General features: G+C 43.0%; 19 protein-coding genes. 2 read left to right on the top strand and 17 right to left on the bottom strand.

Features of this window, described 5'->3' with window-relative positions; all coding sequences use genetic code 11:
* Positions 1 to 578 precede the first annotated feature (578 nt).
* The 15 genes from BIY37_RS11550 to glnA form a co-directional block, all read right to left on the bottom strand.
* Positions 579 to 1889, bottom strand: coding sequence for a universal stress protein (locus BIY37_RS11550; RefSeq protein ID WP_070068005.1), 1311 nt, complete (start codon positions 1887 to 1889; stop codon positions 579 to 581).
* A gap of 22 nt (positions 1890 to 1911) precedes the next feature.
* Positions 1912 to 2481: a c-type cytochrome gene (locus BIY37_RS11555; protein ID WP_070068006.1), complete on the bottom strand. Its 570-nt coding sequence runs from the start codon at positions 2479 to 2481 to the stop codon at positions 1912 to 1914.
* Complete coding sequence (locus BIY37_RS11560) at positions 2481 to 3839, bottom strand: cytochrome c (protein ID WP_179129389.1); 1359 nt, start codon at positions 3837 to 3839, stop codon at positions 2481 to 2483. Before BIY37_RS11560 ends, BIY37_RS11555 begins: the two co-directional genes overlap by 1 nt.
* Before the next feature lie 146 nt (positions 3840 to 3985).
* Positions 3986 to 5578, bottom strand: a complete 1593-nt coding sequence (locus tag BIY37_RS11565; protein ID WP_070068008.1) for an ethylbenzene dehydrogenase-related protein — start codon at positions 5576 to 5578, stop codon at positions 3986 to 3988.
* A 72-nt stretch (positions 5579 to 5650) separates the two neighbouring features.
* Positions 5651 to 6424: a c-type cytochrome gene (locus BIY37_RS11570; protein ID WP_080325053.1), complete on the bottom strand. Its 774-nt coding sequence runs from the start codon at positions 6422 to 6424 to the stop codon at positions 5651 to 5653.
* Positions 6425 to 6469: 45 nt separating this feature from the next.
* Positions 6470 to 7420 (bottom strand): c-type cytochrome, encoded by a 951-nt coding sequence (locus tag BIY37_RS11575; protein WP_070068010.1) that lies wholly within the window; start codon positions 7418 to 7420, stop codon positions 6470 to 6472.
* A 108-nt stretch (positions 7421 to 7528) separates the two neighbouring features.
* A complete protein-coding gene (locus tag BIY37_RS11580) occupies positions 7529 to 9694 on the bottom strand; it encodes a cytochrome ubiquinol oxidase subunit I (RefSeq protein ID WP_070068011.1) in 2166 nt (721 codons plus the stop codon).
* Positions 9695 to 9751: 57 nt separating this feature from the next.
* Positions 9752 to 10501 carry a carboxypeptidase regulatory-like domain-containing protein gene (locus tag BIY37_RS11585; RefSeq protein WP_179129390.1) on the bottom strand — a complete coding sequence of 250 codons (750 nt, stop codon included), beginning with the start codon at positions 10499 to 10501 and terminating at the stop codon, positions 9752 to 9754.
* Between the two features lie 428 nt (positions 10502 to 10929).
* A complete protein-coding gene (locus BIY37_RS11590) occupies positions 10930 to 12000 on the bottom strand; it encodes a carboxypeptidase-like regulatory domain-containing protein (protein WP_070068013.1) in 1071 nt (356 codons plus the stop codon).
* Positions 12001 to 12706: 706 nt separating this feature from the next.
* Positions 12707 to 13573, bottom strand: coding sequence for a metallophosphoesterase (locus BIY37_RS11595; RefSeq protein WP_070068014.1), 867 nt, complete (start codon positions 13571 to 13573; stop codon positions 12707 to 12709).
* 52 nt (positions 13574 to 13625) lie between these two features.
* Positions 13626 to 13850, bottom strand: coding sequence for a hypothetical protein (locus tag BIY37_RS11600; protein ID WP_070068015.1), 225 nt, complete (start codon positions 13848 to 13850; stop codon positions 13626 to 13628).
* Positions 13851 to 13875: 25 nt separating this feature from the next.
* Positions 13876 to 14292 (bottom strand): CBS domain-containing protein, encoded by a 417-nt coding sequence (locus BIY37_RS11605; RefSeq protein ID WP_070068016.1) that lies wholly within the window; start codon positions 14290 to 14292, stop codon positions 13876 to 13878.
* Positions 14282 to 15052 carry a hypothetical protein gene (locus BIY37_RS11610; RefSeq protein WP_070068017.1) on the bottom strand — a complete coding sequence of 257 codons (771 nt, stop codon included), beginning with the start codon at positions 15050 to 15052 and terminating at the stop codon, positions 14282 to 14284. The genes BIY37_RS11605 and BIY37_RS11610 overlap by 11 nt, the downstream gene beginning before the upstream one ends.
* A 6-nt stretch (positions 15053 to 15058) precedes the next feature.
* The gene (locus BIY37_RS11615) at positions 15059 to 15847 is read right to left on the bottom strand and encodes a carbonic anhydrase (protein WP_070068018.1); all 789 of its coding nucleotides are present in this window, start codon (positions 15845 to 15847) and stop codon (positions 15059 to 15061) included.
* A gap of 78 nt (positions 15848 to 15925) precedes the next feature.
* Complete coding sequence (glnA, locus tag BIY37_RS11620; RefSeq protein ID WP_070068019.1) at positions 15926 to 17272, bottom strand: type I glutamate--ammonia ligase; 1347 nt, start codon at positions 17270 to 17272, stop codon at positions 15926 to 15928.
* 249 nt (positions 17273 to 17521) lie between these two features.
* On the opposite strand from glnA, the gene BIY37_RS11625 reads away from it, so the two are divergent.
* On the top strand, positions 17522 to 17995 hold the full coding sequence (locus BIY37_RS11625; RefSeq protein ID WP_070068020.1) for an MOSC domain-containing protein: 474 nt from the start codon (positions 17522 to 17524) through the stop codon (positions 17993 to 17995).
* A complete protein-coding gene (locus BIY37_RS11630) occupies positions 17992 to 18492 on the top strand; it encodes a MogA/MoaB family molybdenum cofactor biosynthesis protein (protein WP_070068021.1) in 501 nt (166 codons plus the stop codon). The genes BIY37_RS11625 and BIY37_RS11630 overlap by 4 nt, the downstream gene beginning before the upstream one ends.
* Positions 18493 to 18574: 82 nt before the next feature.
* Here BIY37_RS11630 and BIY37_RS11635 read toward each other — a convergent pair whose 3' ends face one another.
* Together BIY37_RS11635 and BIY37_RS11640 are read right to left on the bottom strand one after the other, a co-directional pair.
* Positions 18575 to 20572: a chloride channel protein gene (locus tag BIY37_RS11635; RefSeq protein ID WP_179129391.1), complete on the bottom strand. Its 1998-nt coding sequence runs from the start codon at positions 20570 to 20572 to the stop codon at positions 18575 to 18577.
* Positions 20573 to 20789: 217 nt separating this feature from the next.
* Entirely contained in the window at positions 20790 to 22103 is a 1314-nt protein-coding gene (locus tag BIY37_RS11640) for an MFS transporter (protein ID WP_080325056.1), read from the bottom strand.
* Positions 22104 to 22906: the final 803 nt, after the last annotated feature.

Here is a 22906-nt window from a genome sequence, read left to right on the forward strand (position 1 = left end):
TCCTCCTCGGACACACCCTTGACACCAGGCTCCGTCTCCCCTGCTGCATACAATGTAGTGCTAAGAAAAGCACAACACAAGAGGGTCACACCATATCTCTTAAATAACGTATACGTTTTTTTCATTTCCCCTCCTCCTCACAATTTTTTACGGAAAACTCCATTAATTTATCATTATACTATCAAAATAAATAAACCGCAAATTGCCACTTAAAAATCGGAGACCTCCTTCCTGTCAATTAGACACTCATGACACTCAAAACAAAAATCTCTTATGGCATATTCAGCGTCAATTATTTGTAACTAGGCAAACTATATTCCACAAGTCAAAAACAAATACCTTTCAGTAAAACATTGCCTATTCTTAACTACTTACGGCATATTACGGCACTTTTCTTTTTTTATTTTCCCAGACTACACACCACGTATGTTTCTTTTTTGAAATGCACAATGCACATTCGAAAACATACGTTACTACTAACATTACTAGGAAACGAACGGAAAACAATTTTTGTAAAAGGATGGCATCAAGACATGTGATTTTGAGGAAAAGGCAGAAATGTCCATAACAAACTTTTTTTAGGCACTATGCATGGAATTGTCACCTATAAATAACGCCTTTGCCTCGTCTACAATTTGCATTGTTATTTCCCGATAACCTTTCTCCTGCGCAAACTCTTCGATTTTTTTCTTAACCACACCTCTAACAAAAGAAGGAATTCGCTCGGTTTGTATTTGCGCCTCCTGCGTCCACACAGGAACTTGCTTTGTTATCTGCTGCTTATCAGAAATTATTTGATCGCTTTTTGCGGCTTTTACAAGACCATCTTCGTTAAGCGCACACCCTTTTTCATTTACCGGTCTATGGGATTCCAAAAAATAATCTTCTACATTTAACATCGCATCTGCATTCCCACCGGCAAGCAACACGTTACACGGTGCGAGCCTCAAAAGATTCTCGGTCGTGCTCCCAAGATCTAATCCATTGGTATTATGGACACCGGTACGTCCAAGGACCAAGGCAGATGGACATTCTTGTTGAAGGTACCTCAATATTTTATCATAAGGTTTACCATCCATAAGAACGGTATCAAGCTCAACCCCAACAACACTTGCCATTCTGGTTGCACGATCCAAGTGATTCTGGTATATCTTCGCCAATCCCTTGTCAATAATCTCTTCATGAAGGGTCTCCTGCTCCTTAAACCTGAAAATCTGACCAGCCTCCTGAGAAAGCACGTTAGCAATACTTTCAAAGGCTACGCGATGATAATGTGGATCAAATACGGAAACCGCGACAAGCTTTACATTGAATGACTTTGCAAAATGAAGGGCGGATAAGAACCCTGCGAAGGAAGCAGCACTCCCGTCCACCGCAATCACCACTTTCCCCTCTAAACGACGGTTCTTCGCCACAAGGATATCTGTTTTAATTCGTCTGACAACACGCTCACAAACGCTGCCAATCATCTGCTCATTTACAGCAGCCAAACCAAGCGCTCCCAAAATTACAAGGTCATACTGGTCTCCCTGCACTTCCTTAATAATCTCGTAATAATTTTTACCTTCTATCAGGAGCTCCTCGTGTGGGATAGCCATCTCCACACATTTTTTCTTAAACACGCCCAGATACGATTCAGAAATCAACTTGAGTCCCAGGTTGATCAGCGAACTATGAAGATCACGCTGGCGCTGCAAGACGCTTTCGTCCTGATACTGTGGAGGCAATCCCTTTTCCATATCACGGAAACGTCTTTGATGTAGCGATGCATCATAGACGTGGCATCCAACCAACAGAGAACCATACTTTTGCGAAAGGTCAATGCCCAAATCAATGCAAAAGTTGGAGTGACAGGAATTATCTATACCTACAAATATTTTTTTGTACATTGGCATTTTTTAAAGAATTCAATTACTTTGGTGATTCACCCTTCAGTTTCTTCCACTCACAGATTGCACCGCCCGCCAAAGCAAAGGTGATCACAACAATGAACCCCCAGCGCATCGCTGATTTAACTGGACTTTCTTTTTCATTAACAGCAACATGTCCTTTTACCTCAGCGACCGGCCTCTCTGCCTCCTGTGACGAAAGACCTCTTATATACACAACTAGTTCCTTAATTTTTTTGTCCGTAAGCGTTTTTCCCCACGGAGGGCAAAGATTTGATTTTTCCACAGATTTCGATCCATCGGTAATAGACTTCATAAGCTGATCGTCTGTCCTTTTTTTCATATAGTCCAGATCGGTAAAATTTCTTGGTTTTGGTTTCAGATCGATCGTAAAAAAAGTCCCGTCACCTTTTCCTTTCTGACCATGACATGGCGAGCAATAATACTCAAAGGTTTTTTTAGCGGATAACAAAAACACCTGCTCTCGTGGAGAAACTTCTATGCCTTTTGCAGTTGAAAACCAACCACTTACACCAAACACAAGCGCTACGTTTATCGCAAGCTTTTTCCAGCGCGGAAGATAACAATACATTATTTACCCTCTTTCTTCTTCACATGATCCATCAAAAAACCTACCAGCAGCTTTAATTCCTCATCAGATAAACCAAAATTCGGCTCTACACCTTGTGGGTTTGCCCGCTGCGGATTTTTCAAATGATATAAAATATATGCAGACTGCAGTCTGTCGCCAACCGTAGCGAGATTCGGGCCAACGACTCCGCCTCCCTTGGTAATATTTTCAGCATGGCAGGTATTACATCCCTTTTCATAGAAAAGCTTCTCCCCCGCCGCGATAATTTCTGCGGTTGGCGGTGCGTCTTTAAAAATATCCGGAAGGGATTCTTTGATAAGCAAACTTTTTTCAATATATTCCGTAGCGGCCTTAGCTTCATTTTCATTTAAATTGAACTTAGGCATCTGCTGACTCAAGGGACGTATAATATCAGGCGACTGCAAAAACTCATTCTCCCAGTTCATCTTAATTTTACTCCCCGCAAAAGTCAGGTTCGGGGCATAAGTACCTCCCTTGTCCTGTATCCGATGGCATGTCAGACATCGGATATCATACAAAAGCTTTTCGAATCCGTCAAGCCCATCACGTTTTCTTTCTACCACCGGCATTAACTCAGAAATCCCTTTAATGTCATGGCATACAAAACAGCGTGCTTTTTCAACAACATCTCTTCCCTTTTCAATAAGGGAAGCGTCTTTTCGCAGGCTGGAAAATTCTGTTTCCGTCAAAATCTTTACATCTGGTTCTGCAGAAGATGCCTCATCATCTTTCTCTTCAGGGACAAACTGCGTATCTCGCATGATAAACTCAACAAGCCATCTGACATCCTGGTCTGTGAAACGATACTGGGCCATCATCGTATCAGGAAAATGGCTTTTCGTGTTCCCAAGCCAGGAGTGCAACCAATTTCTATTGATCTTTGTTGTAATTTCTCCTAAATCAGGCCCAACCCCAACATTGCCACCTACTCCCTTTATTGGATGACATATCGTGCATCGTGCACGCCCCCAAACGCCCTTACCGGCATTAAAAACCTTGTCCATCTTATCGTATTCATCTTCAGAAAGGTCGTCTTCCTTTTTCAGCAAAAATTCATCCCACGTTACCTGCGGTACGTCATTTTCGGCAATACTGCTCAGGAAAACAATAACCGCCTGGATCTCATCGAAATCCAGACCCAAATTTGGCATCTTTGCGTTTGCCACAACCTTCTTCGGATTCGCAATCCACCGGGAAAGCCAATCAACCTTAGCTTTATAAATAACATTAACCAAAGGAGGTCCGTTCTTAACCCTCTTATAAGGGTCTTCCAGCTCAAAGGGAAGGACAGACCACTGCTCAGGCAACCGGTATTTCTTATCCAACTCTAAGAACATATTATCTATCTTTCTTTCCTGACCGAAAGAAATGTGAAGAAACGCCGCAAAAGGCAAGCAAACCAAAATTATAATAGACCATCTTTTGTATAACTTCACAACAGACCTTAACCTCATCAAAAACTCCTTAACATGATATGTTATTCTTATTTTTCTTCTAATTCTGGCGGAAACCTGCGTAATCTGGCAATAAACCACATCTCTACGCTTGCACCCATAATAATAGCAACCAACACGTATGCATAAACTGTTTTCGGAACCGGCTTTTCAAGTGAAACGTAATACCAGGACGATACGGATTTTTGGCCGCCTACATCGTTATTCGAACCATCCCAGATTGCAAAAGCCACCGGAATGAGCTTACCAACCTCAAATTGAATATCCCCCTTCACATCCTCCGTGTTCAATGCTCTTTTGAGCACTATTTTCCATCTTCCGTTTTGATAAATTCCTTTCCCGGTTACATTCTGACTCTCAGGTGGTTGCACGGTAATATTCTTAAAACCCTTGGCATTTAATTCACTCACGACTCCTGGATCGGTTTCAGACGCTTCCATGACCGCTCCGAATCCTTCCCGCCAATGTGCCTTCCAACTCCATAAATTTACAGAGCTGCTGGAATCACCCATGGCAAAGTAAGGTTTCTTTAATGACTCCGGAATTTTATTTGGAAATTGCAATGAAACAGCATCCCTGAAAATCTCCTCTTGTCTATTTGTAGAATCATCCCATTCGAGCAAAAAGGCAATTTCATCATTATTATACAATGCCCTTACCATGATTGCGTCAATATATGGCGTCCAGAGGCGTGGGCTTACCAGAATTTGTCCTGCCAAAGGTATCTCTATGGCTGTAGCCATACTCCAGTGTTCGTCTAATGGCTCCATGGGTAGTTGTTCACCTTCAAACAGCTTCACCTTTACAACAACATCGGACGCCATATCCTTTGCTAAACTTTTTACATAGTGAGCAACATGCCAGCGATCTTCATCAGATAATTTTTCTAAATATGAACCCATTGGGGTTTCATTAAACCCTGTCGATACTGTCCGGTAAATATCTTCAATAGTGTTCCCGCCTTTAAAACTCCAACCTTTTGTTAAGTCCCTTGCACGATAAGGCATATCCCATTCTGTTTGCAAAGCAACGGTCAATGGACCGTTCCCTCTGGCATCTTCACCGTGACATTCAAAACATTTCATCTCTCTGAATAATTCCTGCCCTCTTTTTATACTTTCCGGTGTAGATGGAACACTTCCCACAGCAACAACCTTAGCAGGTTGATCATACTTAAACTGGTCATTAAACGTGCTCACATAATATAGCACTTGCCATCGTTCTGTCTCAGAAATCGTATTCCAAAAAGGCATCGCAGTACCTTCGATACCGCTCGTAATAATCCTGAACAAATCTTCATCTGTTGGCAAAGAACCGAATGCAGTAGAACGTACCTTGTACTCATTCCTCGTAAAATTCCTAGGTTTTGGAAACATCGTTACTGAAGCAGGACCGTCTCCTTTGCCCTCAATCCCGTGACAATACCAGCATCTTTTTTCGTATACTTTCTTCCCTTCACTAACAGATTCTGGAGTTTTTGCTAATTTTTGAGGGACATCACGTTTATAGGTTCTAAACAAATTTGACGACTGGGCCAACACCTCATCATGCTTCCAGAAGGTACCGCCACAGATACCTACGAATACGAAACTTATCAATACTTTATTCAATGCTTTTCTCATATTAGTAGTTCACTTTTTTCTTAGCTGTTCTAAAATTAAATCCTAAACGCACACAAGCCCTTTTATCGCTCCTTACTCGAGTTTTTCCCTTTGCCGGGGCATAACTCCCGCCGTATCATACTCACCCATAATAATCTTCCATATTTCATCATCTTTCAAGTCATCTTTCCACGACGGCATCGCCGAATCCCATGGCGTAGATTCAGCAGGCAAACCAGGTCCTCCATCTTTAATACGCCAAAAAAGATAGTTGTCCACAACTGTTGCTATGGTACCAGGATCCTGGAAATTAATCGGCCTTAGACGAAAAGAATTTGCAAACGGACCGTTACCATCCGCTTTTGAGCCATGACACGGGCGGCAATAAGTTTGAAAAAGTACCTTTCCCTCTTCAATACATCTTCGCTGCACATCTGCATCTGCTTGTCTGAAAGGATTTTCAAGCTTCTCAAAGTCCTGCGGTAATGTAGGATGCTGGATTCTTAATTCCACCGGTGATGCAGCGCCAGGAATCGCCCACGTATAGACAAACCACCCGACAAGGGCAGGAAAGCCAACAAAAATAATCTTTCGCAGAAAGGATTTTATCACGGGGCCACGGTCTGGAAGCAAGAAACTTAAGAAATCTACAAATTTTTGATTACTTGTTGTCGCATACACCAAACCTGCCAACACGCCCATGATCATATACCACATCATCAAAGTGCTCGGCGTTGGCATCGGATGATCTTTTGCCATTAGCATCTGAAATATTTTTGGCGATGCATATTTAAGAAACACATACAAACAGCCTACCGCTGTAATTACCCATATTAACAAAAAAGTACTGCGCCTATTAGCCATCATACGCTCCTAATTTCTGATTCTATTGCATATACAACAACTTATATTTTATTTTAAACTCTGCAAAAAAGACACAATTCCGTAGAAATCTCTGACGCTTAAAAGCTCGCCGATATTCCCTGGCATGATAGAAACCTCCTGTTTCTTCATTTCGGCAATCTCAGGTTTTGGAATAACCACCTCTTCAATTTCGCCGCTTTCTTCTTTTAACAAAACAAGCTCGTCCTCTGTTTCGCTCTTAATCAATCCGTTGTACGGTATCCCATCCGTGGTTATCACATACATCGTTTCATAACCTTTAACAATTTTGGCACTTGGTTTAAGAATAGACTCTATAAAATATTCTGCGGTCTGAATTGCTCCGATACCAGTAAGTTCCGGCCCAACCTTCTTTCCCTTCCCATTTACAACGTGACACTTGCCGCAAGTAACCGGTCGTGTTTCATCAAAAAACACTTTTTCGCCTTCTGCCGCATCTACCACAATCGGAGGCACCCACGGCTTCACCTTCTTCTTTGACGCCTCTGGAATCTTGTCCTTATATTTCATCAATGCCCCTATGTCAGGCTCACCACCTAACGTCTGCAAAAAGGCCAAAACTGCAAGTATCTTTTCCCGGGACAACATAATCGGTGGGTCATACACCCTGGGCATAATCTTATCATATCCTTTTACGATATATTTATCAGGATCCACAATAGATTCAACAAGATAATCCAGTCCTGACGCCATACCCAACTCTTTTGCACGCTCTTCCGCCCGACTTGCCAACCCTTCCTGATCAGGACCTCTTGTTGCACTACCACTTGTCCCAATCTTATGGCAGGTACTACATTGCCCGTCACCCCAAAATATTTTTTCACCAGCCTCAGGGCTCACCCCACCGGCTGACTCACCACTCCCCGTGCCCGAAAGCCCTGCCACATACATTGTAATGTAAATATAAAAACCGATAACCGCAATTCCAAAAGCTGTAATTTTTAGCATGCTCTTATTCATAAGTCTTCTATACCTTTATGTTGCAATCTTAAAAACGTATCTTAACTAACCACCACCGGTACCCTACCACTTCTTTCAAGATTAATGCGCACCCCCCTACCTTAAAACTCAACGATCTCCCTCATAGTCGGCAGTTACTCTTTCGTATTCGTAGGTATTTGTTTTTTTATTTTCTTTCTTATCACCTAAATTAGCTAGCCAGAATACAAAGGCGACCAATCCCAGAAAGAGTACGACAATCAATCCAACAATCCGACCCATATACGACAGTGTAGGAGTGTACGCCCACTGAGAAGTATCCTGTAAAACCCCGTAAACGTGCCAATCCATTCTGAGTCCGGAACGAATGAATCCCATCAGTCCCATTAAAATAACGATAACCACGCACAGAAGAATCAAGGCATATTGAGACCTAGCAGGCATTTTTCCCCATACGATACCGCCGACCAGTTTTGCCTTACGGAACATGAAAACATCTATGATTGCATTCATGATAAGGCAGCTCATTACAATCGAGACTTGCGTTACCGACAAATACCGCAAGACCAGATTGGCCTTTTGCATAACCTGGAAACCGTAATACCAAAAATAAAGCACTGCAATACATGCCGTCACAGCAAACAACAAGGCTTGCCCCAATTTCCCTTTATTCTTAAAGGTTAAAAATGCCGCAAGACATACTACAAATGATTGGATATAAAGCGACAAGATCAGCGGTTTCACAAAAACCTTGATATTTTCTTCCAACTCCACGAAATTGAGCGAAATTGCGTAGGAAATCAGCATGAGGAGGCAAAAGATAAGGGCAGAAAAGATACCGATCTTCCCAGCTTTACCTTGTTCAGAGAACGAACACATCTCACCCTTATTGCCCCTCCGGTAAATCAGGAAGGAAAAGAAGGTCGCCAAAATGATCAGGTTCACCACAGCATTCTTTGCAGCCATAACGCCAAAGTACTTGGAGAACGGATGATATTGCTCACCAATCATCGCCCGCTCTTCTCCGCTCAGAGGGAGGTTATGAGGCGTAAGCCATACCGCAAAGCTCACAAAAATGATAAAAATAAGATATTTGAAAAATCTCGTATACCGCTCCGACCCTTTAATTCTTCCCATTCCAAGCCACAAATAGTAATTTGCTCCAATAAAGAGCATGCCAATCAGAATGGCTTGAATAATAAAGGTCCACGAAAACGCACCACCCATCATAATATTTCCCATGACAGGACTTGCACTGTATACTTCCCTTCCCAGCCAATATCCTGCAAATGGCAAGGGAATCAAAGCTCCAACTCCGATAAAGTTGCCGACATAGCCCATCCAATCATAATGGGCCCTTTCCTCATCAGATTTTGCACCTAAAAATTTTACCGCTGCATAAGCGCCAACCACAAACCCGCCAAAACACACGTTGGCAATAAGCCGATGAATATTCACAGGCATCCAGAGCGGATTGTAAACAGCGTGATACAAACTAACGAGCCTTCCCGTCTCCGGCACAATACCCGCGGGACTCATCATATACGTCGCCCAGGAGTTTGTTAAAAACATAAGCCCTGTTCCAAAGAGGTTGAGCATTATTCCCAAAAAGATATGAAACCATTTCTTTGCTGCAGTTCCTTTCAATATTTCCCACGAATAATAATATCCATACAACGTGAACGCTTCGCCAAAGAACATCAGTGCATAAACATACATGGTTGGGGAAAAAACATTTGTCATATGCCCCATGAACTCCGGATACAATCCAAACAAACAGAATCCGAGCAAACCGCCAAACGAAGCAGTTGTTGCAAAAGCGGCAGACAATAGCTTGGTAAACTCCTTAGCCATCTTGTCATATTTTATATCACCACCTTTGAAACCCACGATCTCCACGATCACTGCAAAAATAGGAACACCAAGCACAAAAGCCGCAAACATGAGATGTAATTCCGATACAATCCAGACGACCGTTCGGGGATCCAGCCCAAAAAAAGTCCGATACTGTACGGGAGCCATTTCTTCTTCCTCTATTGCCGCAGTAGCAGTCCCTTCACCTGCCGCAGACTGACCTCCAGGCAATTGAGAATCTGCGGATGATTGCCCGGACTCAAACTGTGGAAGTTCTACGCCGGATGTCGCACCTTCGTTTGCTTTTGCGGCCACCACCGGTATGTCAGCAGCAAATATTTCTGGAACAACCGAAAGGAAGGAACCGAGCGAGAGGACCACCAACAAAACAACAAAAATACTTCTTTTTGCAAACCACCGTACTATCTTCAAATTATTCATTCGCAATGCGCCTTTTCAATCGAGTAAGTTACACATTCCAGTAAAAATAGAATTCCACTATTTTTTAGTATATACAAAATCTACCGTAGTTTCTTCTTTTGATTTTACGGTTACATCGACGGTCTTTTTCCCAAGCTTCTCCTGCCAAGCCTCGATTTTATAAGAACCTGCCGGCACATTCTCTATCTTGAACCGTCCATTTTCATCGGTTACTGCAAAGTAAGGATTAGCCTTCACAACGATAAAGGAACTCATCCATTTATGAACATCACACGTTATCTTTATTATCTCAGGAAGATCAAACTTTTTTGTCATTTTGCCACCACCAGACACCCCTTCGTTAAAGCCGGGATTTTTTATCGACCAGGAATGAAGATTATGCATTACATTATCGCTATTCAGTAAATCCACGTTTGTTCCAACTGATACTGCAAGCACGTGGGGTATAAAGAGACATTCCTTCTGGTCTAATGAAACGGCCAACACCTCGGCCTTTTTACCTGACGCTATTTCAACGAGCGAGACGACAGCATTCTTAATTCCCTTCGACTCCCCATTAATCACCAGCTCCTCTGACATCCTATTATCATGTCCGCATGTTTGTTCATCTTTGTCAACCTTGAGCATCTTTGCCGCAGGAGCGTCCCCGTCAAACTTAACAACACCTGCAATTGTTCCCCCATCCTTCACATCAATTTCTTTATAAGCCTCTGCCTTTGCGGCAGAATTAATCCATAGTACACACAACATTGTTCCGAACAGTAAACTACCAATAAACGCTCCGTATCGCAAACTTTTCACCATCATTACCTCCATAATTCAATTGCTAAAAGAGAAAAATATTTGTCCATAGCATTGTTAAATACAAAGATTCGCATAATACCTTCGAAAAAATAATTTGTCAACCGCAAAATCAGCGAAGAAATGAGTGGAAAATAAACACTTCTTTATTGATGAGAAAAAACCAGAACGACAACATAATTCACAATACTCATTCCTTTTTTATCAAAAAAATCTGAAATATTAAAAAATTTATGTAACTGACGAAATTTCAAATTCTTAGTTTTAGCCGGACCGTATATAAAAAACGTACTTCTCTCTTCTGAAGTACTGGGCTGAAATTTCAACAATGAAATAACAGTTTCAATAAAGTGTTACAGAATTATTTTACGTTTATCGAGAAATTATATCTTGTCTTTATTAACAAAAAATCAAGTCCCGCATTTCATATCTATTTAGTTTAACGTCCTCTTCAACGTTTCGATTTCCTTAGGATTGGTAAGCCTGCCGGAGTTTACCACAACGTCCGGTTCCATTTTGAATCGTCTGATCCATGCCGCCTCTGAAGGGGGTTTCCAGTACACTTTATATAAACCAGGCGATACATTCATAAAGCGATATACCCCTTCCTTATCCGTAAGAGTCTCAATCTCCAGTGCCCCCTCTACAGGACGATACCCTTTGGCTAACAACCCGCCCTTTTCTAACATTTGCAACTTCACCTGACAATCCGGAAGAGGTTTTCCGCTGTGCAATATCCTGCCTTCAACCCTGCCAAGATTTGGGTCTTGGTCAATAGGTTTGTCCTTCTTCTGTTCCTCTTTAGCAATTTTTTTACGCTCCTTATCCATCAATTCACCTGGTTCGCTCGCCTGCGGTTTGTTTGATTCAGACGCATCAGCATCCATTTCCCGTGTTTTTTCATCCGTGACGGATTCACCGAAACTTGAGAATTCTGTCTCAGGCTTCACCAGTTTGTCCTCTCCGGAAGGACTTTCTCCTTTTGGCTTTTTAACCTTGAACCGATAATTTTTCTCCCGATTTTCCCTCTCTTCAGAGGAAGTCCTTAGCCAATCGCCAACTTCAGCCTTCTTGACATCATCGGCAATCCGGGGTTCAGAAACCTTTCCCTCTGCCGATTCTGTAGTTGCTTCTTTCGTAACCATATCTACAACCGGAATTTTTTTATCATTCTCCGACGGGGAGGACACGGCAAGTGAAACAATCTCGGAGGCAGGAATTTGTAAGCGAATATAATCTTCCGCAATCTCTTTAATCTTACATTCCATAGCGGTGTTATTACTATTCATAATAATTACATCGGGATAATTTTTGCTATTCAAAAACTCCATACTCAAAGATTTTATGGACTTCCTTGGCAGAATAGCATTGATATACTCTTTCCTTACATTTGTTATCTTAAGCTCGATATTTGTATTATTATTTCTTAAAATAATAGTATCCCCATACCCGATGGAAAAGAAAACCATAAACACCAACAACACAATAGCCGTAATTTTTACCATCAACAACCCTTCTCAAAATAAGTTATACGAAGTGAACGAAAAAAAGTGCATTGCATGTATACTTATTTGTACGTTACTGTAGTACTTCCGGACTGGCTGCTACCTGCTGTAGTAGGTTTATGTAGCTATCTTTTTTCACCATCGGTTCAAGCCTTACCATCAACACTATCGAACGTAAAACGTGTTTTTCGTCTGCATTCAAAGCCGTACTTGACAATATTGGATTGAGTGGAAACGGTTATATTTACCGTTTCATCAAATGAACATTTCCCTGATAAAGAAAGAGGAATTCCGCTGCCCAGCATTCAATACAAAGGAATTACGATATCCATCGCATAGGTTAAGAAATTATTTCCAGGTAAACGGTTACGACCATTGGAAGGCCCGCTTGGATGCCAAATATCGCACTTGTATTAATTCCTATTTTCCATAATACAAACAGAAAGTTTTTTTGAAAATAGCTTTTCACAAGTTATGTCTTCGGTTACGGAGTAGCATGGACTTCGTCGTGACGGTTCGACAAGCTCACCATGCACGGCGCTACATCCTGAGCCTGTCGAAGGATCGGAATAGATCACACTGACAAACAAAACTTGTTAGTACCACCCTATAATCCGCTTAAATAAAATGAAAATTCCTATACAATTAAATTATACCTTCTTTGGCGTCCGAGGATAAAATCAGACGACGGATCAAAGGAAAACCTTTAACACCACACCCTCTGATTTATCACATCTTCTGTTCTTCCCCTTCTTAAGGTAAACAACGTAATTTCCGGTCTCGCACAAAATCTCACCGGGAAACCGGAAAGCCCAATACCTTTATTTACGTACATCATTATATCTCCTTCACGAAACAGTCCGGATGTATAACGAACCCCAAACTTAGAAGGTACAACGGGCGGCCCATAAAGGGGCAGATTTACCTGTCCACCATGAGTATGACCCGATATCACAAAGTCAACATCTTTATTTTTCATCATTTCGATAGTATCCGGATTGTGAGCCAATAAAATCTTGGGCTTATCATCGGTACCTTTCAAGGTTCTATCTAAATCCATCCTCCCTCTCCACAAATCATCTACCCCGGCGATAAAAAGATAATCGCTTTTCCGGTAAAGAGGAACATGCTCATTAATTAACACGCGGATGCCTGCCTTTGATAATGAAATAAAAGTATTGTCTTTATTATCGTGATTCCCCAATACGGCAAAGACTCCTTCTTTTGCCTTTAGCCCTGCCAGTTCGTTCGCAACAGGTGAAAGAAATGTGGATGTTGTGTCATTCTGGTAATAAACGTAATCTCCTGTAAGAACAATAACGTCCGGAAACAATGCATTTACCTTCCGAACACACCTCCGTATAAATTCTTTGGGAACATATTGACAATGATGAATATCCGACATTTGAGCAATAGTCATTCCCTCAAACCGCTGAGGTAGTTTGTCGATTTTTATCGTAACGCGATTTAATTCAATCCAGCGCGGCTCGAGAAATCGACTATACGTTCCGACAGATAAAACCGCAATTCCAGACCCTAAGAACCCCTGCATGAACATACGCCTTGAAATCATTGTTTGTCTCCAGGAAAATCGGTTGAAAAAACATCACAGATATTCATAAATCTCATCGTTTAAGAGCACATGGAGACAAGCAATCCACACAGATACCTTCTTCCCATTCCTCTCTGACAAATTCCATCCATTCATCCGGGGTATTGCGGCAAGATAAACATATCCCCAGATCGCAGAGTCCTTCAACGGTATCGGCCGAATCCTTAATTGCTGCACCACAGCAAGCGCATTGCCAGGTAATCATATCACTGCTTATATGGCCGCCAACATCACACATGGAACACTCCTTTTTCAGAAAAAACTCATTTCTTTTTTTTGCTCTCATCCACAAAAAATTGCAGTACATCCGTCTCGGTGATCAATCCGATCAATTTGTTTTTCTCCCTTACCACCGGCAGCGCCCCCACCTTCTTATCAATCATAATCTGGGCGGCTTCTTCAATGGTTGCATCAGGGGAAATGGTAACCACTTGCTTTGTCATCACCTCCGAAACCTTAATAGAGTCCAGAAACTCATTGTTTTCCTTCCAGTTCGTCAGAATGGAAGTTAATGATGCTCGATAAAGGTCTCTTTGTGTCAGGATGCCGACAATATTCTCTCCTCTCACAACAGGTAAATGCCGGATCCTTCCCAAATACATGATATCATTAGCAAAACCAAGTTTTGAATCGTCATTCAGGGTTACCAGTTGTGTCTTCATCACCTCTTTAACAAGCATCTTTTTCCTCCGTTTCTATTGCGCTTTTAAGCCTTGATTCCCATTCATCTCCATAATGGTTTTTGAGATTATTCTGTATCTTTATTTCCCATTGCGAATACGCCTGTCGTATCGTAGTAATTGGGTGATGTTTTTCCGATATATACAGAATATTCTGTGTTTGTTTCTGCATGGGAATAAGGATATATTCCCGTTCCGCTCCGCCCACCGATATGATCGCACGGCAAACATCCTTCGCCTCTAAAATCAAATTTCTTACCACGAACGGATCCTCATAAACACAGATACCGCGGATAGCATCGACATGATCTAAAATTGCGTAAAATGCTTTCCATTCCCTTTTATAAACAAGTTTCTGGTATGCACGTGGAGCGGCGTATTCATTAAAGATGCATGGACCGCCGATGCTCTGATGCAGCGATTCTCCCACCAGGTCAGGATATCTCACACATTGGCCGGGACGGAATTTATAAATACTGCATCGCAAGTCCATGGTAAGACGCGTTTTGGTCTCATCCTGAGAAATGGTAAAATCCAGAAACTTGCAGGAATCATACAATTCGTCTTTGTATCCCTCACTGGTCACGAGTAGCTTAACATAAGGATACCCCGTACCTCTTTCCCATAAGGACTGGTAAAAACCGACATGTTTATTGTCTGACGGAATAACACAGGAAAAACAGCACATCCCATCTGAACATTCGTTCCTGGCAAGGGCTACGCCGGTATGCTTTTTCTGAATCCAATCACTAGTATTCATACACCTTCATACGATCATACGAGTTACTTTCTCGTTAATCAATTCACCAACAATCTTATACCCCTCACCCTTCTCATCAAAATTTGATATCCTTTTGATTATATCTCTCACATTATTCTGAAGATCTGTGGGATTGACAACACCATTAATATTAGTAATTAACATCCGGCCAGGCTGACTTGAATAGGCGCCAGCAAAGTCATAAATCCCGCCGACTATCGTTAACTTGTTTTCCTTTACCCTGTCACTGTAATATTTTAATGCCTTTTCTATCTGATAGTCCACATTGGTTTGACTCAGATAGGCAAGCACTTTCGTCTCATTTTGAATCTTTTTTAAATCGGGAATCCCGCGTTCAAGAGGAATCGCCAAAGAAAGCATTTCCAACTTGACCTCGCGACTGAGTAATGAATAATCTGTCTTCATGAGATGATCGAAAGACTTTGCCAGATTAACAATCTCTTTCGATTGCGTTATACAGGCGTGAGTGGCAAATTTTATCGCGCCACAATCGGTATGTCCTAACACCAGCATAACGGGAGTTTTGAGGACAAAGAGCGAGTATTCGATCGAACCCCGATTAACCGCAAACTGATTCCCGACATTTCGAATAATAAATACCTTGTTGAATATATCTCCTAAAATCTCGTCCTGTACCCAGAAATCCGCACAGGCCAGCAGGGTGAGGAACGAAGTCTGATGCGTGTCGCAAGATAAAAACTTCGTTACTTCCGTATTCTTTACAGACGCCTCCTTATGTGCCAATAAATGCAGAAGAATATTTCCAACATCCATACCCAATTCCTCAAAATAATCCGTCCGTTCATAGATAATAATCCTTTAAAAAAGTGAACTCTCCCTGTTTCGTTTTGTTTACGTAGTCTCAAAATATTTCTTATGCTCCCAATCGGTCACCTGTATGCGGTATTCATCCCATTCGGCCATTTTTGCATGCAAATACACGTGATAGGTATGGGAACCTAACGCAGTTTCCATCAGTTTGTTTTTCTTTAACTCTTCAATTGCCTCGCCTAAAGAGCCCGGAAGGGTAGCAATATTTCGGTATGCCAGTTCATCCTTATTAAATTCATAGACATTCTCCTCCACCGGCTTCGGCGGCACCAAGCCTCTTTTAATGCCATCAAGCCCTGCCTCGAGCATAACCGCAAGTGCAAGGTATGGATTATTGCTGGGGTCGGGACATCTTAACTCCGCCCTCGTCGCATACTCCCTGCCCTGAGAGTATCTTGGAATCCGTATCAAAGCGGATCGGTTCTTTTGCCCCCAGCAGATATAGACGGGCGCCTCATATCCCGGCACCAATCTTTTATAAGAATTCACGGTTGGCGACAGGATGGCGCTCATCGCGCTGACATGCTGGAGTTGTCCTGCAATAAATTGCCTTGCCACCTTACTCAGTTTATACTCATCCTTTTCGTCAAAGAAGATATTTTTCCGTAAAGTAATATCAAAAAGGCTTTGATGACAATGCATCCCGCTCCCACACATCCCAAAGATGGGCTTCGGCATGAAGGTGGCATATAAATCGTGCTGATGCGCTATGGACTTTACCACCTGCTTAAAGGTCAGGGCATTTTCCGCCGTTTTCAGTGCCTCTGCATACCGGAAGTCAATCTCGTGCTGGCCGGGAGCGACTTCGTGATGACTCATTTCAACATTCAGGCCCATCTTCTCCAGCGTAAAAATAATATCCCTTCTCACATTTCCGGCAAGGTCCCTCGGCGAAAAGTCGAAATAACTCCCCACGTCATGGGGCGTAGGCTCAACTTGTCCATTATTCTTGGGCTTAAACAAGAAAAATTCCAGCTCCGGACCCACATTATACTCAAAATTCATCGCCCGCGCATTTTTTATAGCCCTTTTCAGGATATACCGGGGATCGCCTTCAAAAGGAGAGCCATCGGGCATATACACATCGCAAAAAAGCCTTGCCGTTGGCTCCTCGGTCTCCCACGGAAGCAATGAGTAGGTGCTGGTATCAGGCTTTAAATACATGTCACTCTCGCAAATCCGCGTAAATCCCTCGATTGACGAACCATCAAACCAAATACCTTTTTCAATGGATTCCGAAAATCTCTCCGCCGGTATGGTAACGGCCTTAATATTTCCATTGATATCGGTAAATTGCAATTGAACAAGTTTCACATTGTCGTCTTTTGCCCGATTAATAATCGTTAAATCTGTATGCTCACTGGTCATGAAATTCACCTTTCTATAGCACGATAATGTAAACAAATGGAGATTCGGTAAGGCGTTATAATTTAACCATATTATTGTCAAAAAACAAGTAATTTATAACCATGGCAGTATGCGGTTCATGCTTGACAGAAAAAAGCGTTATTGTTAAACTTCATCTGTTGAATATACTAAAATTGCAAAAGTTCTCTTATCTCACCAACTCTTGTGCACAACGAAAATACCAGACAATACAAATTGCAAAGGATACGCATGAAGACTCCTACAGGAAAGGTTGTTGCTGTCTGTATCAGCAAAAAAAAGGGCACCCAAAAGAGCGATGTTGGCATACGTCGGCTGATTGAGCATTTTGGACTCGAGGGCGATGCTCATGCCGGAAAGTGGCACCGTCAGGTCAGCTTACTTGCACGGGAAAGTGCCGATACTATGCGCAAAAAAGGATTAACCATCAGAGACGGTGATTTTGGGGAAAACATCGTTACAGAAGGCATTGAGCTCAAATCCCTTCCCATCGGGACCATCTTAAAAATTGGCGAAGGTATAACCATCCGGGTAACTCAGATTGGCAAGCTGTGCCATGACCGATGCGCTATCTATTATACAGCCGGCGACTGCATTATGCCACGGGAGGGTATTTTTGGCGAGATTCTCACGGGCGGCACGATTCAAACAGGCGATGAAATAGAAATTCTCGAACAGGGCGCTGAAATAAAAACAGAGACATGATACGAGCTGCCATTCTAACGTTAAGCGACAAAGGCTCACGGGGCGAACGTGAGGACAAGAGCGGCGAGGTGATCCGGAATATGCTTACCGGGATCGGCGCCACGATTACCGCATACGAAGTCATCCCTGACGAAAAAGACCTGATTATCACAAAACTCTTCGAATTCTCCGACAAGGCAGACCTCGTTGTCACCACGGGCGGAACGGGCGTGGGTCCCAGAGATATTACCCCTGAAGCTACGCGGGCAGTTATCGAAAAGGAATTGCCCGGTTTTGGCGAGACGATGCGCCTGGAGGGACTAAAACACACCCCCCGGGCTATGGGCTCACGGGCAATTGCCGGAATTTACCGACAAACCCTCATCATTAATCTTCCAGGCAGCCCGAAGGGTGTCGCTGAAAACCTGGCGGTCGTACTCCCCGTCATACCCCACACCATCGGCCTCATTAAGGGCACAGTCACCGAATGTGCGAAAGACCGCGAAAGACACGCTTAATCTTCCGATTTTTAAGGGGTCTGTGTTAAACTCAAAAAGAAAGGCTTCCCACTGCCCCCGAAAATGTTGTCTAAAAACGGCATTAAGCGTCGCTTGCCGACGAGCAAAGGCGTTGAATGTGTACACGCATTTCAATATCTGCCACAACTACTAATACGTCGCCCACTTTTAAGATCGTATCGCCATCCGGGATAAAGATTTTTCTCCCTCTCCTGACGGTTGCAATAATTGTTTCCCGAGGCCAGGCCACAGCTCGAATCTGTTTGTTCGCACAAGACGAGCCAGACTCTACCATAATCTTTTCAACATTTACATCTTCAACACTGCTGAGACGTTCTTGGTGTGCGCGATGTCGAATCTGCTCACGACGAGTTAATGCCAGGTCATAAGCACGCACTATGTCGTTACTCCGTAACAGACCTACCAAACATTTTGGATTGTTGCGTAATACAACCGGCAAACTATCCAAATCACGCCCCCCCATACGGCACAATGCCGTGCCAATTGTTTCGTCGGGATTCGCAACAAGTAAATCTCGCGTACAAGCTTCTCCAACCGTACGATTTTCGTTGTTAACTTCATACGGCATCCGCGCAATATCCTGCACTGTAAGAATTCCAGAGAGCTCCCCGGATTCATTGAGCACTGGCAAACTATGATGTTGTGTTTGCAGAAACAAATTTGACGCCGCTACTAATGAATCCGGCTCACGTAACGCAACGACCTTCTTTTCCATAATCTCACCCACATTAATTGATTCCAGTATATCTACAACGCGTCCGCGTTCTAAACGTATACCCTTACGCGCCAATCCAAAGGTATATACAGAATCGCATTGTAAATAACGAGAAATGAAGAGACTGACAGTAACAGCGAACATAAGAGGTAAAATAATCCTGTAATCGTTAGTCATTTCAAACAGGAGAATAATCGCAGTGAGCGGTGCATGCACTGCACCAGCCAGAACGGCTGCCATTCCAACCATTGCAAACGCAGGCGGAGCAATATTCAGAGATGGAAAAAGCTGCTGAACTACGAGTCCGTATGCGCCCCCGGCTGTTGCTCCCAGGAAAAGGGACGGAGCAAATACACCACCAAAAAACCCGCCGCCAATGCTTATCGGGGTCAGAATAAGTTTAGCCATCAGCAATAAAAGCAAAAGATTTAATGCCAATGGTTTTACATCGAGAATTTTTTCAATCGTCTCGTATCCAACACCAAACACTTGAGGTAGATAAATTCCCACAAGACCAACAATAAGGCCGGCAATTGCGGGCTTGATCCAACGGGGAATCTTCCATCGATCAAAAATATCGCGGGCAATATACAGGAGGTGAATATATGTCGTCGCAATGGGTCCGGACATAACTCCCAACCCTAAATATAACGGCAGTTCCCATATCGAATGCAATGCATATGCAGGAACATGGAATGCTGGCTCCGGACCTGATATCGCTTGCGTGAAAACCGCCGACACCATTGCCGCCAAGGCTATGATGCCAAACGCCTTGCTGCTCAATTCTCCTATAATTATTTCCAATGCGAAAAAAACGCCGGCAATTGGAGCATTGAAGGCGGCGGCGATTCCACCAGCTGCACCCGCTGCAACAAGGACACATACCCGTTCATCAGAAAAGCGCAAAAGTTGTCCAAACATTGAACCAAGATTTGATCCAATTTGTACCGAAGGGTCCTCAGGTCCAACAGATGCACCAGAACCAACGGATAACGATGCTGCAATTGTTTTCATCGGTAAAAGTCGATAATAAAGTCTCCCCCTTGCCAATGCCACTGCTTCCATAACACCGGCTACTCCATGATAGCGATCTTCGCGCAAAAAAAAATGAATAACCAACCCGACGATAAGTCCACCGGCGAGAGGCATAACAGGCACAAGCATAAACGCCCAATGACCACATAATAATAAGACAAATCCAAAGCCATTCAACGCACCCCAATGTACCAGCTCAATCATTTTTTTAAAGAGCAACACTCCAGCACCACTGGTAATACCTACAAGGAGTGCCACACAGATAAGGATAGCCGAACCCGATATTTCCCGGTAACTAATCCAGTGCACAATATTTTTAGAAAAAATCTGTCTGAAAAAATTTTTTAGACCCGATGGTTGATACATTAATTTTAAGTTTACACTCCAAAAATATATGCGTTCTTATGGAAAATCTATAAACGAGGAATGAGCGTTTAGTTTGCAATATTTGCCGTTTTATGTCCAGTGTTTTATTTAATGCTTTACCTCTAGGGAGAATAACGCAGAGATGCAGGTCGGCCGTATGCTACGCCACCGCAACACCCTTCTTCCGTGTCTCTTTGACTCGTCTCAGCAAAAGAGTTGATGCCAGAATTCTCAGAAGGGACGAGACAGCAAACAGGGCAATCAACTGATACCCAAAGAGTGGGGGAATGTGTGTCGCAAGAAAACCACCAAGCAGATTTCCGGCACAAATAGAAAAACCATTGAAGGTATTAAAATACGCAATACAGCGGGTCCGTTTTTCAGGGATCGCCGAATCATAGATGAAATTGGATGAGCAGAGATTAAACCCCGCCCAGGATATTCCCGCCAGGGTTTGTATAATGATCAGAAAATATATCTGCCGGGAAATCAGCCACATGGCCGGCAGAACTGATATGACAATACTACATATCAAAATAACCTGCCGATTCCCCAGGGCATCAGCACGGCGACCCCAATAGCTCACCGCCAGAATGCTTGCAAGAGGAACGGTGACGGTGACGATGGTGTAGGTAATGTAAGAAAATCCCAAATCTCTGAGCATGAATACGGGGAAGAACGGCGAGGCGATAAATACGGCAAAACTAAAACAACTGTGAAAAATCACATATTTCCCGAAATTTCCGACGTTTAATCTCCGCAAGAATTCTCCCGGCGAGAAATAATGCTCACGCTTTACCTCCAGAGGCGGCTCATACATCCTGCCCAGGAAATACCATGAGATGTACCGTGAAATCATGGCGACAAGAAATATGACCGTAAAACCCAACAGGGACTGTTTCCTAAAAACATGCAGTATGTATCCGGCAAGAAAAGAGCTGATGACCATAACCAGACTAATCAGCCGCCCGCGCCTGCTGAAAAATGCGCCTCTCCTGCGTTCAGGAACGAGATTCGCCATGAGAGAACCCCAGGCAGGTCCGGCAAAGGAAGCAAACGAGACATAGAGGGCGCACAGACCAATGAGGGCATAAATCCGCAAGGAATCTGGCAAATAGGGAATCATTGCCATAGGCAGCAACAGAAAGGCATGGATGAACACCGACCGTACGATCACTTTCTTTCGACTGCCAAACCGTTCAACAAGATCAGCGACCTTGAGTTGTGCCAGGGAGGGAACGAATTGAGATGCAGAACTTAATAATCCGATCTGAAAAGTGCTTGCACCAAGAGCTACAGCAAAGGGATTGAGATAGTTGTCGCCAAATCCCGTTGTTGCAGCAAATGCCACTCCGTCCTTGATAGAATACTTCAGACTCTTCCTGACGGCAATTCTTTCCTGCTGCTTACTGAACTGCACTTCCATGAAAACAACTTTTCCGTTAAGGGTATAAGCCGTGCAACTTCCTGACATCTGCCACACGCCCTATACCCGGCATTAATGCGCCGGTTCGTAAACCAACGCCTTGTTTATTGAAAACGCAAGCACCCGGCTGAACGCATCAGACACGACGTCCTTGAGCTTTTTCCGGATGTCTTCTTCGCTCCAGAAATAATCTTGACCCAGATTTTATCCGTAAAATCTGGGTGCGTTTGAGAAAACCTCATACGCTCGCTGATTTGATCTCTAAATGCAGTATTTCATCTGCAGTATAAAATGGTTCAAGCGCTGCTTTATAAAGAATATCATTTTTTCTCCCTCTCGCACAGCCGCTCATTGAATCAGATTTATGGGAAAGTCCGGCTTTTTGAAAAAAACCTCTGTTAAAGTGGAGGTAGGTTTGAAACCTGCCTCTATGATATACAACAACCTGTTTTTATTTAAAACTTCCAAAAACTAAATGGTTACAATTATTGAATCCCCACACAAAGGTGCTTGAAGAACGGGATATATTATAGTAACCTAAGACAGATATTGCAAGGCATGAGATATTTTTTACAAGGACGAAAGGCAGGTAAACAGCGCCAAAACCCTTTTTCAAATACTGTTCATACAGGTTATGTCTTCGGTTACCAGGTGGCATGGACAAACTTGTTGGTCCATGGTGTTTGAATATACACACGGATTTGGGATATATCACACCGACAAACAAGTTTGTCAGTGCCACCTGGTAACCCGCTTAAATAAAATGAAAATTTCCATACAATCAAGACACTTAGTCCTAAAACAAGCGAGGTTTAAAAAACCTCGCCAATCATCCTAAATTCAGCCCTATT

Origin of the sequence: Candidatus Brocadia sapporoensis (genome assembly GCF_001753675.2) — a bacterium.
Lineage (GTDB): Bacteria > Planctomycetota > Brocadiia > Brocadiales > Brocadiaceae > Brocadia > Brocadia sapporoensis.

Coding starts and splice junctions, on each gene's coding strand:
- BIY37_RS11595 (WP_070068014.1), bottom strand. CDS start 13,573: ATGATTTCAAGGCGTATGTTCATGCAGGGGTTCTTAGGGTCTGGAATT.
- BIY37_RS11610 (WP_070068017.1), bottom strand. CDS start 15,052: ATGAATACTAGTGATTGGATTCAGAAAAAGCATACCGGCGTAGCCCTT.
- BIY37_RS11640 (WP_080325056.1), bottom strand. CDS start 22,103: ATGTCAGGAAGTTGCACGGCTTATACCCTTAACGGAAAAGTTGTTTTC.
- BIY37_RS11590 (WP_070068013.1), bottom strand. CDS start 12,000: ATGGTAAAAATTACGGCTATTGTGTTGTTGGTGTTTATGGTTTTCTTT.
- BIY37_RS11605 (WP_070068016.1), bottom strand. CDS start 14,292: ATGCTTGTTAAAGAGGTGATGAAGACACAACTGGTAACCCTGAATGAC.
- BIY37_RS11575 (WP_070068010.1), bottom strand. CDS start 7,420: ATGAATAAGAGCATGCTAAAAATTACAGCTTTTGGAATTGCGGTTATC.
- BIY37_RS11585 (WP_179129390.1), bottom strand. CDS start 10,501: ATGATGGTGAAAAGTTTGCGATACGGAGCGTTTATTGGTAGTTTACTG.
- BIY37_RS11630 (WP_070068021.1), top strand. CDS start 17,992: ATGATACGAGCTGCCATTCTAACGTTAAGCGACAAAGGCTCACGGGGC.
- glnA (WP_070068019.1), bottom strand. CDS start 17,272: ATGACCAGTGAGCATACAGATTTAACGATTATTAATCGGGCAAAAGAC.
- BIY37_RS11570 (WP_080325053.1), bottom strand. CDS start 6,424: ATGATGGCTAATAGGCGCAGTACTTTTTTGTTAATATGGGTAATTACA.
- BIY37_RS11565 (WP_070068008.1), bottom strand. CDS start 5,578: ATGAGAAAAGCATTGAATAAAGTATTGATAAGTTTCGTATTCGTAGGT.
- BIY37_RS11550 (WP_070068005.1), bottom strand. CDS start 1,889: ATGTACAAAAAAATATTTGTAGGTATAGATAATTCCTGTCACTCCAAC.
- BIY37_RS11555 (WP_070068006.1), bottom strand. CDS start 2,481: ATGTATTGTTATCTTCCGCGCTGGAAAAAGCTTGCGATAAACGTAGCG.
- BIY37_RS11580 (WP_070068011.1), bottom strand. CDS start 9,694: ATGAATAATTTGAAGATAGTACGGTGGTTTGCAAAAAGAAGTATTTTT.
- BIY37_RS11560 (WP_179129389.1), bottom strand. CDS start 3,839: ATGTTCTTAGAGTTGGATAAGAAATACCGGTTGCCTGAGCAGTGGTCT.
- BIY37_RS11600 (WP_070068015.1), bottom strand. CDS start 13,850: ATGTGTGATGTTGGCGGCCATATAAGCAGTGATATGATTACCTGGCAA.
- BIY37_RS11625 (WP_070068020.1), top strand. CDS start 17,522: ATGAAGACTCCTACAGGAAAGGTTGTTGCTGTCTGTATCAGCAAAAAA.
- BIY37_RS11615 (WP_070068018.1), bottom strand. CDS start 15,847: ATGGATGTTGGAAATATTCTTCTGCATTTATTGGCACATAAGGAGGCG.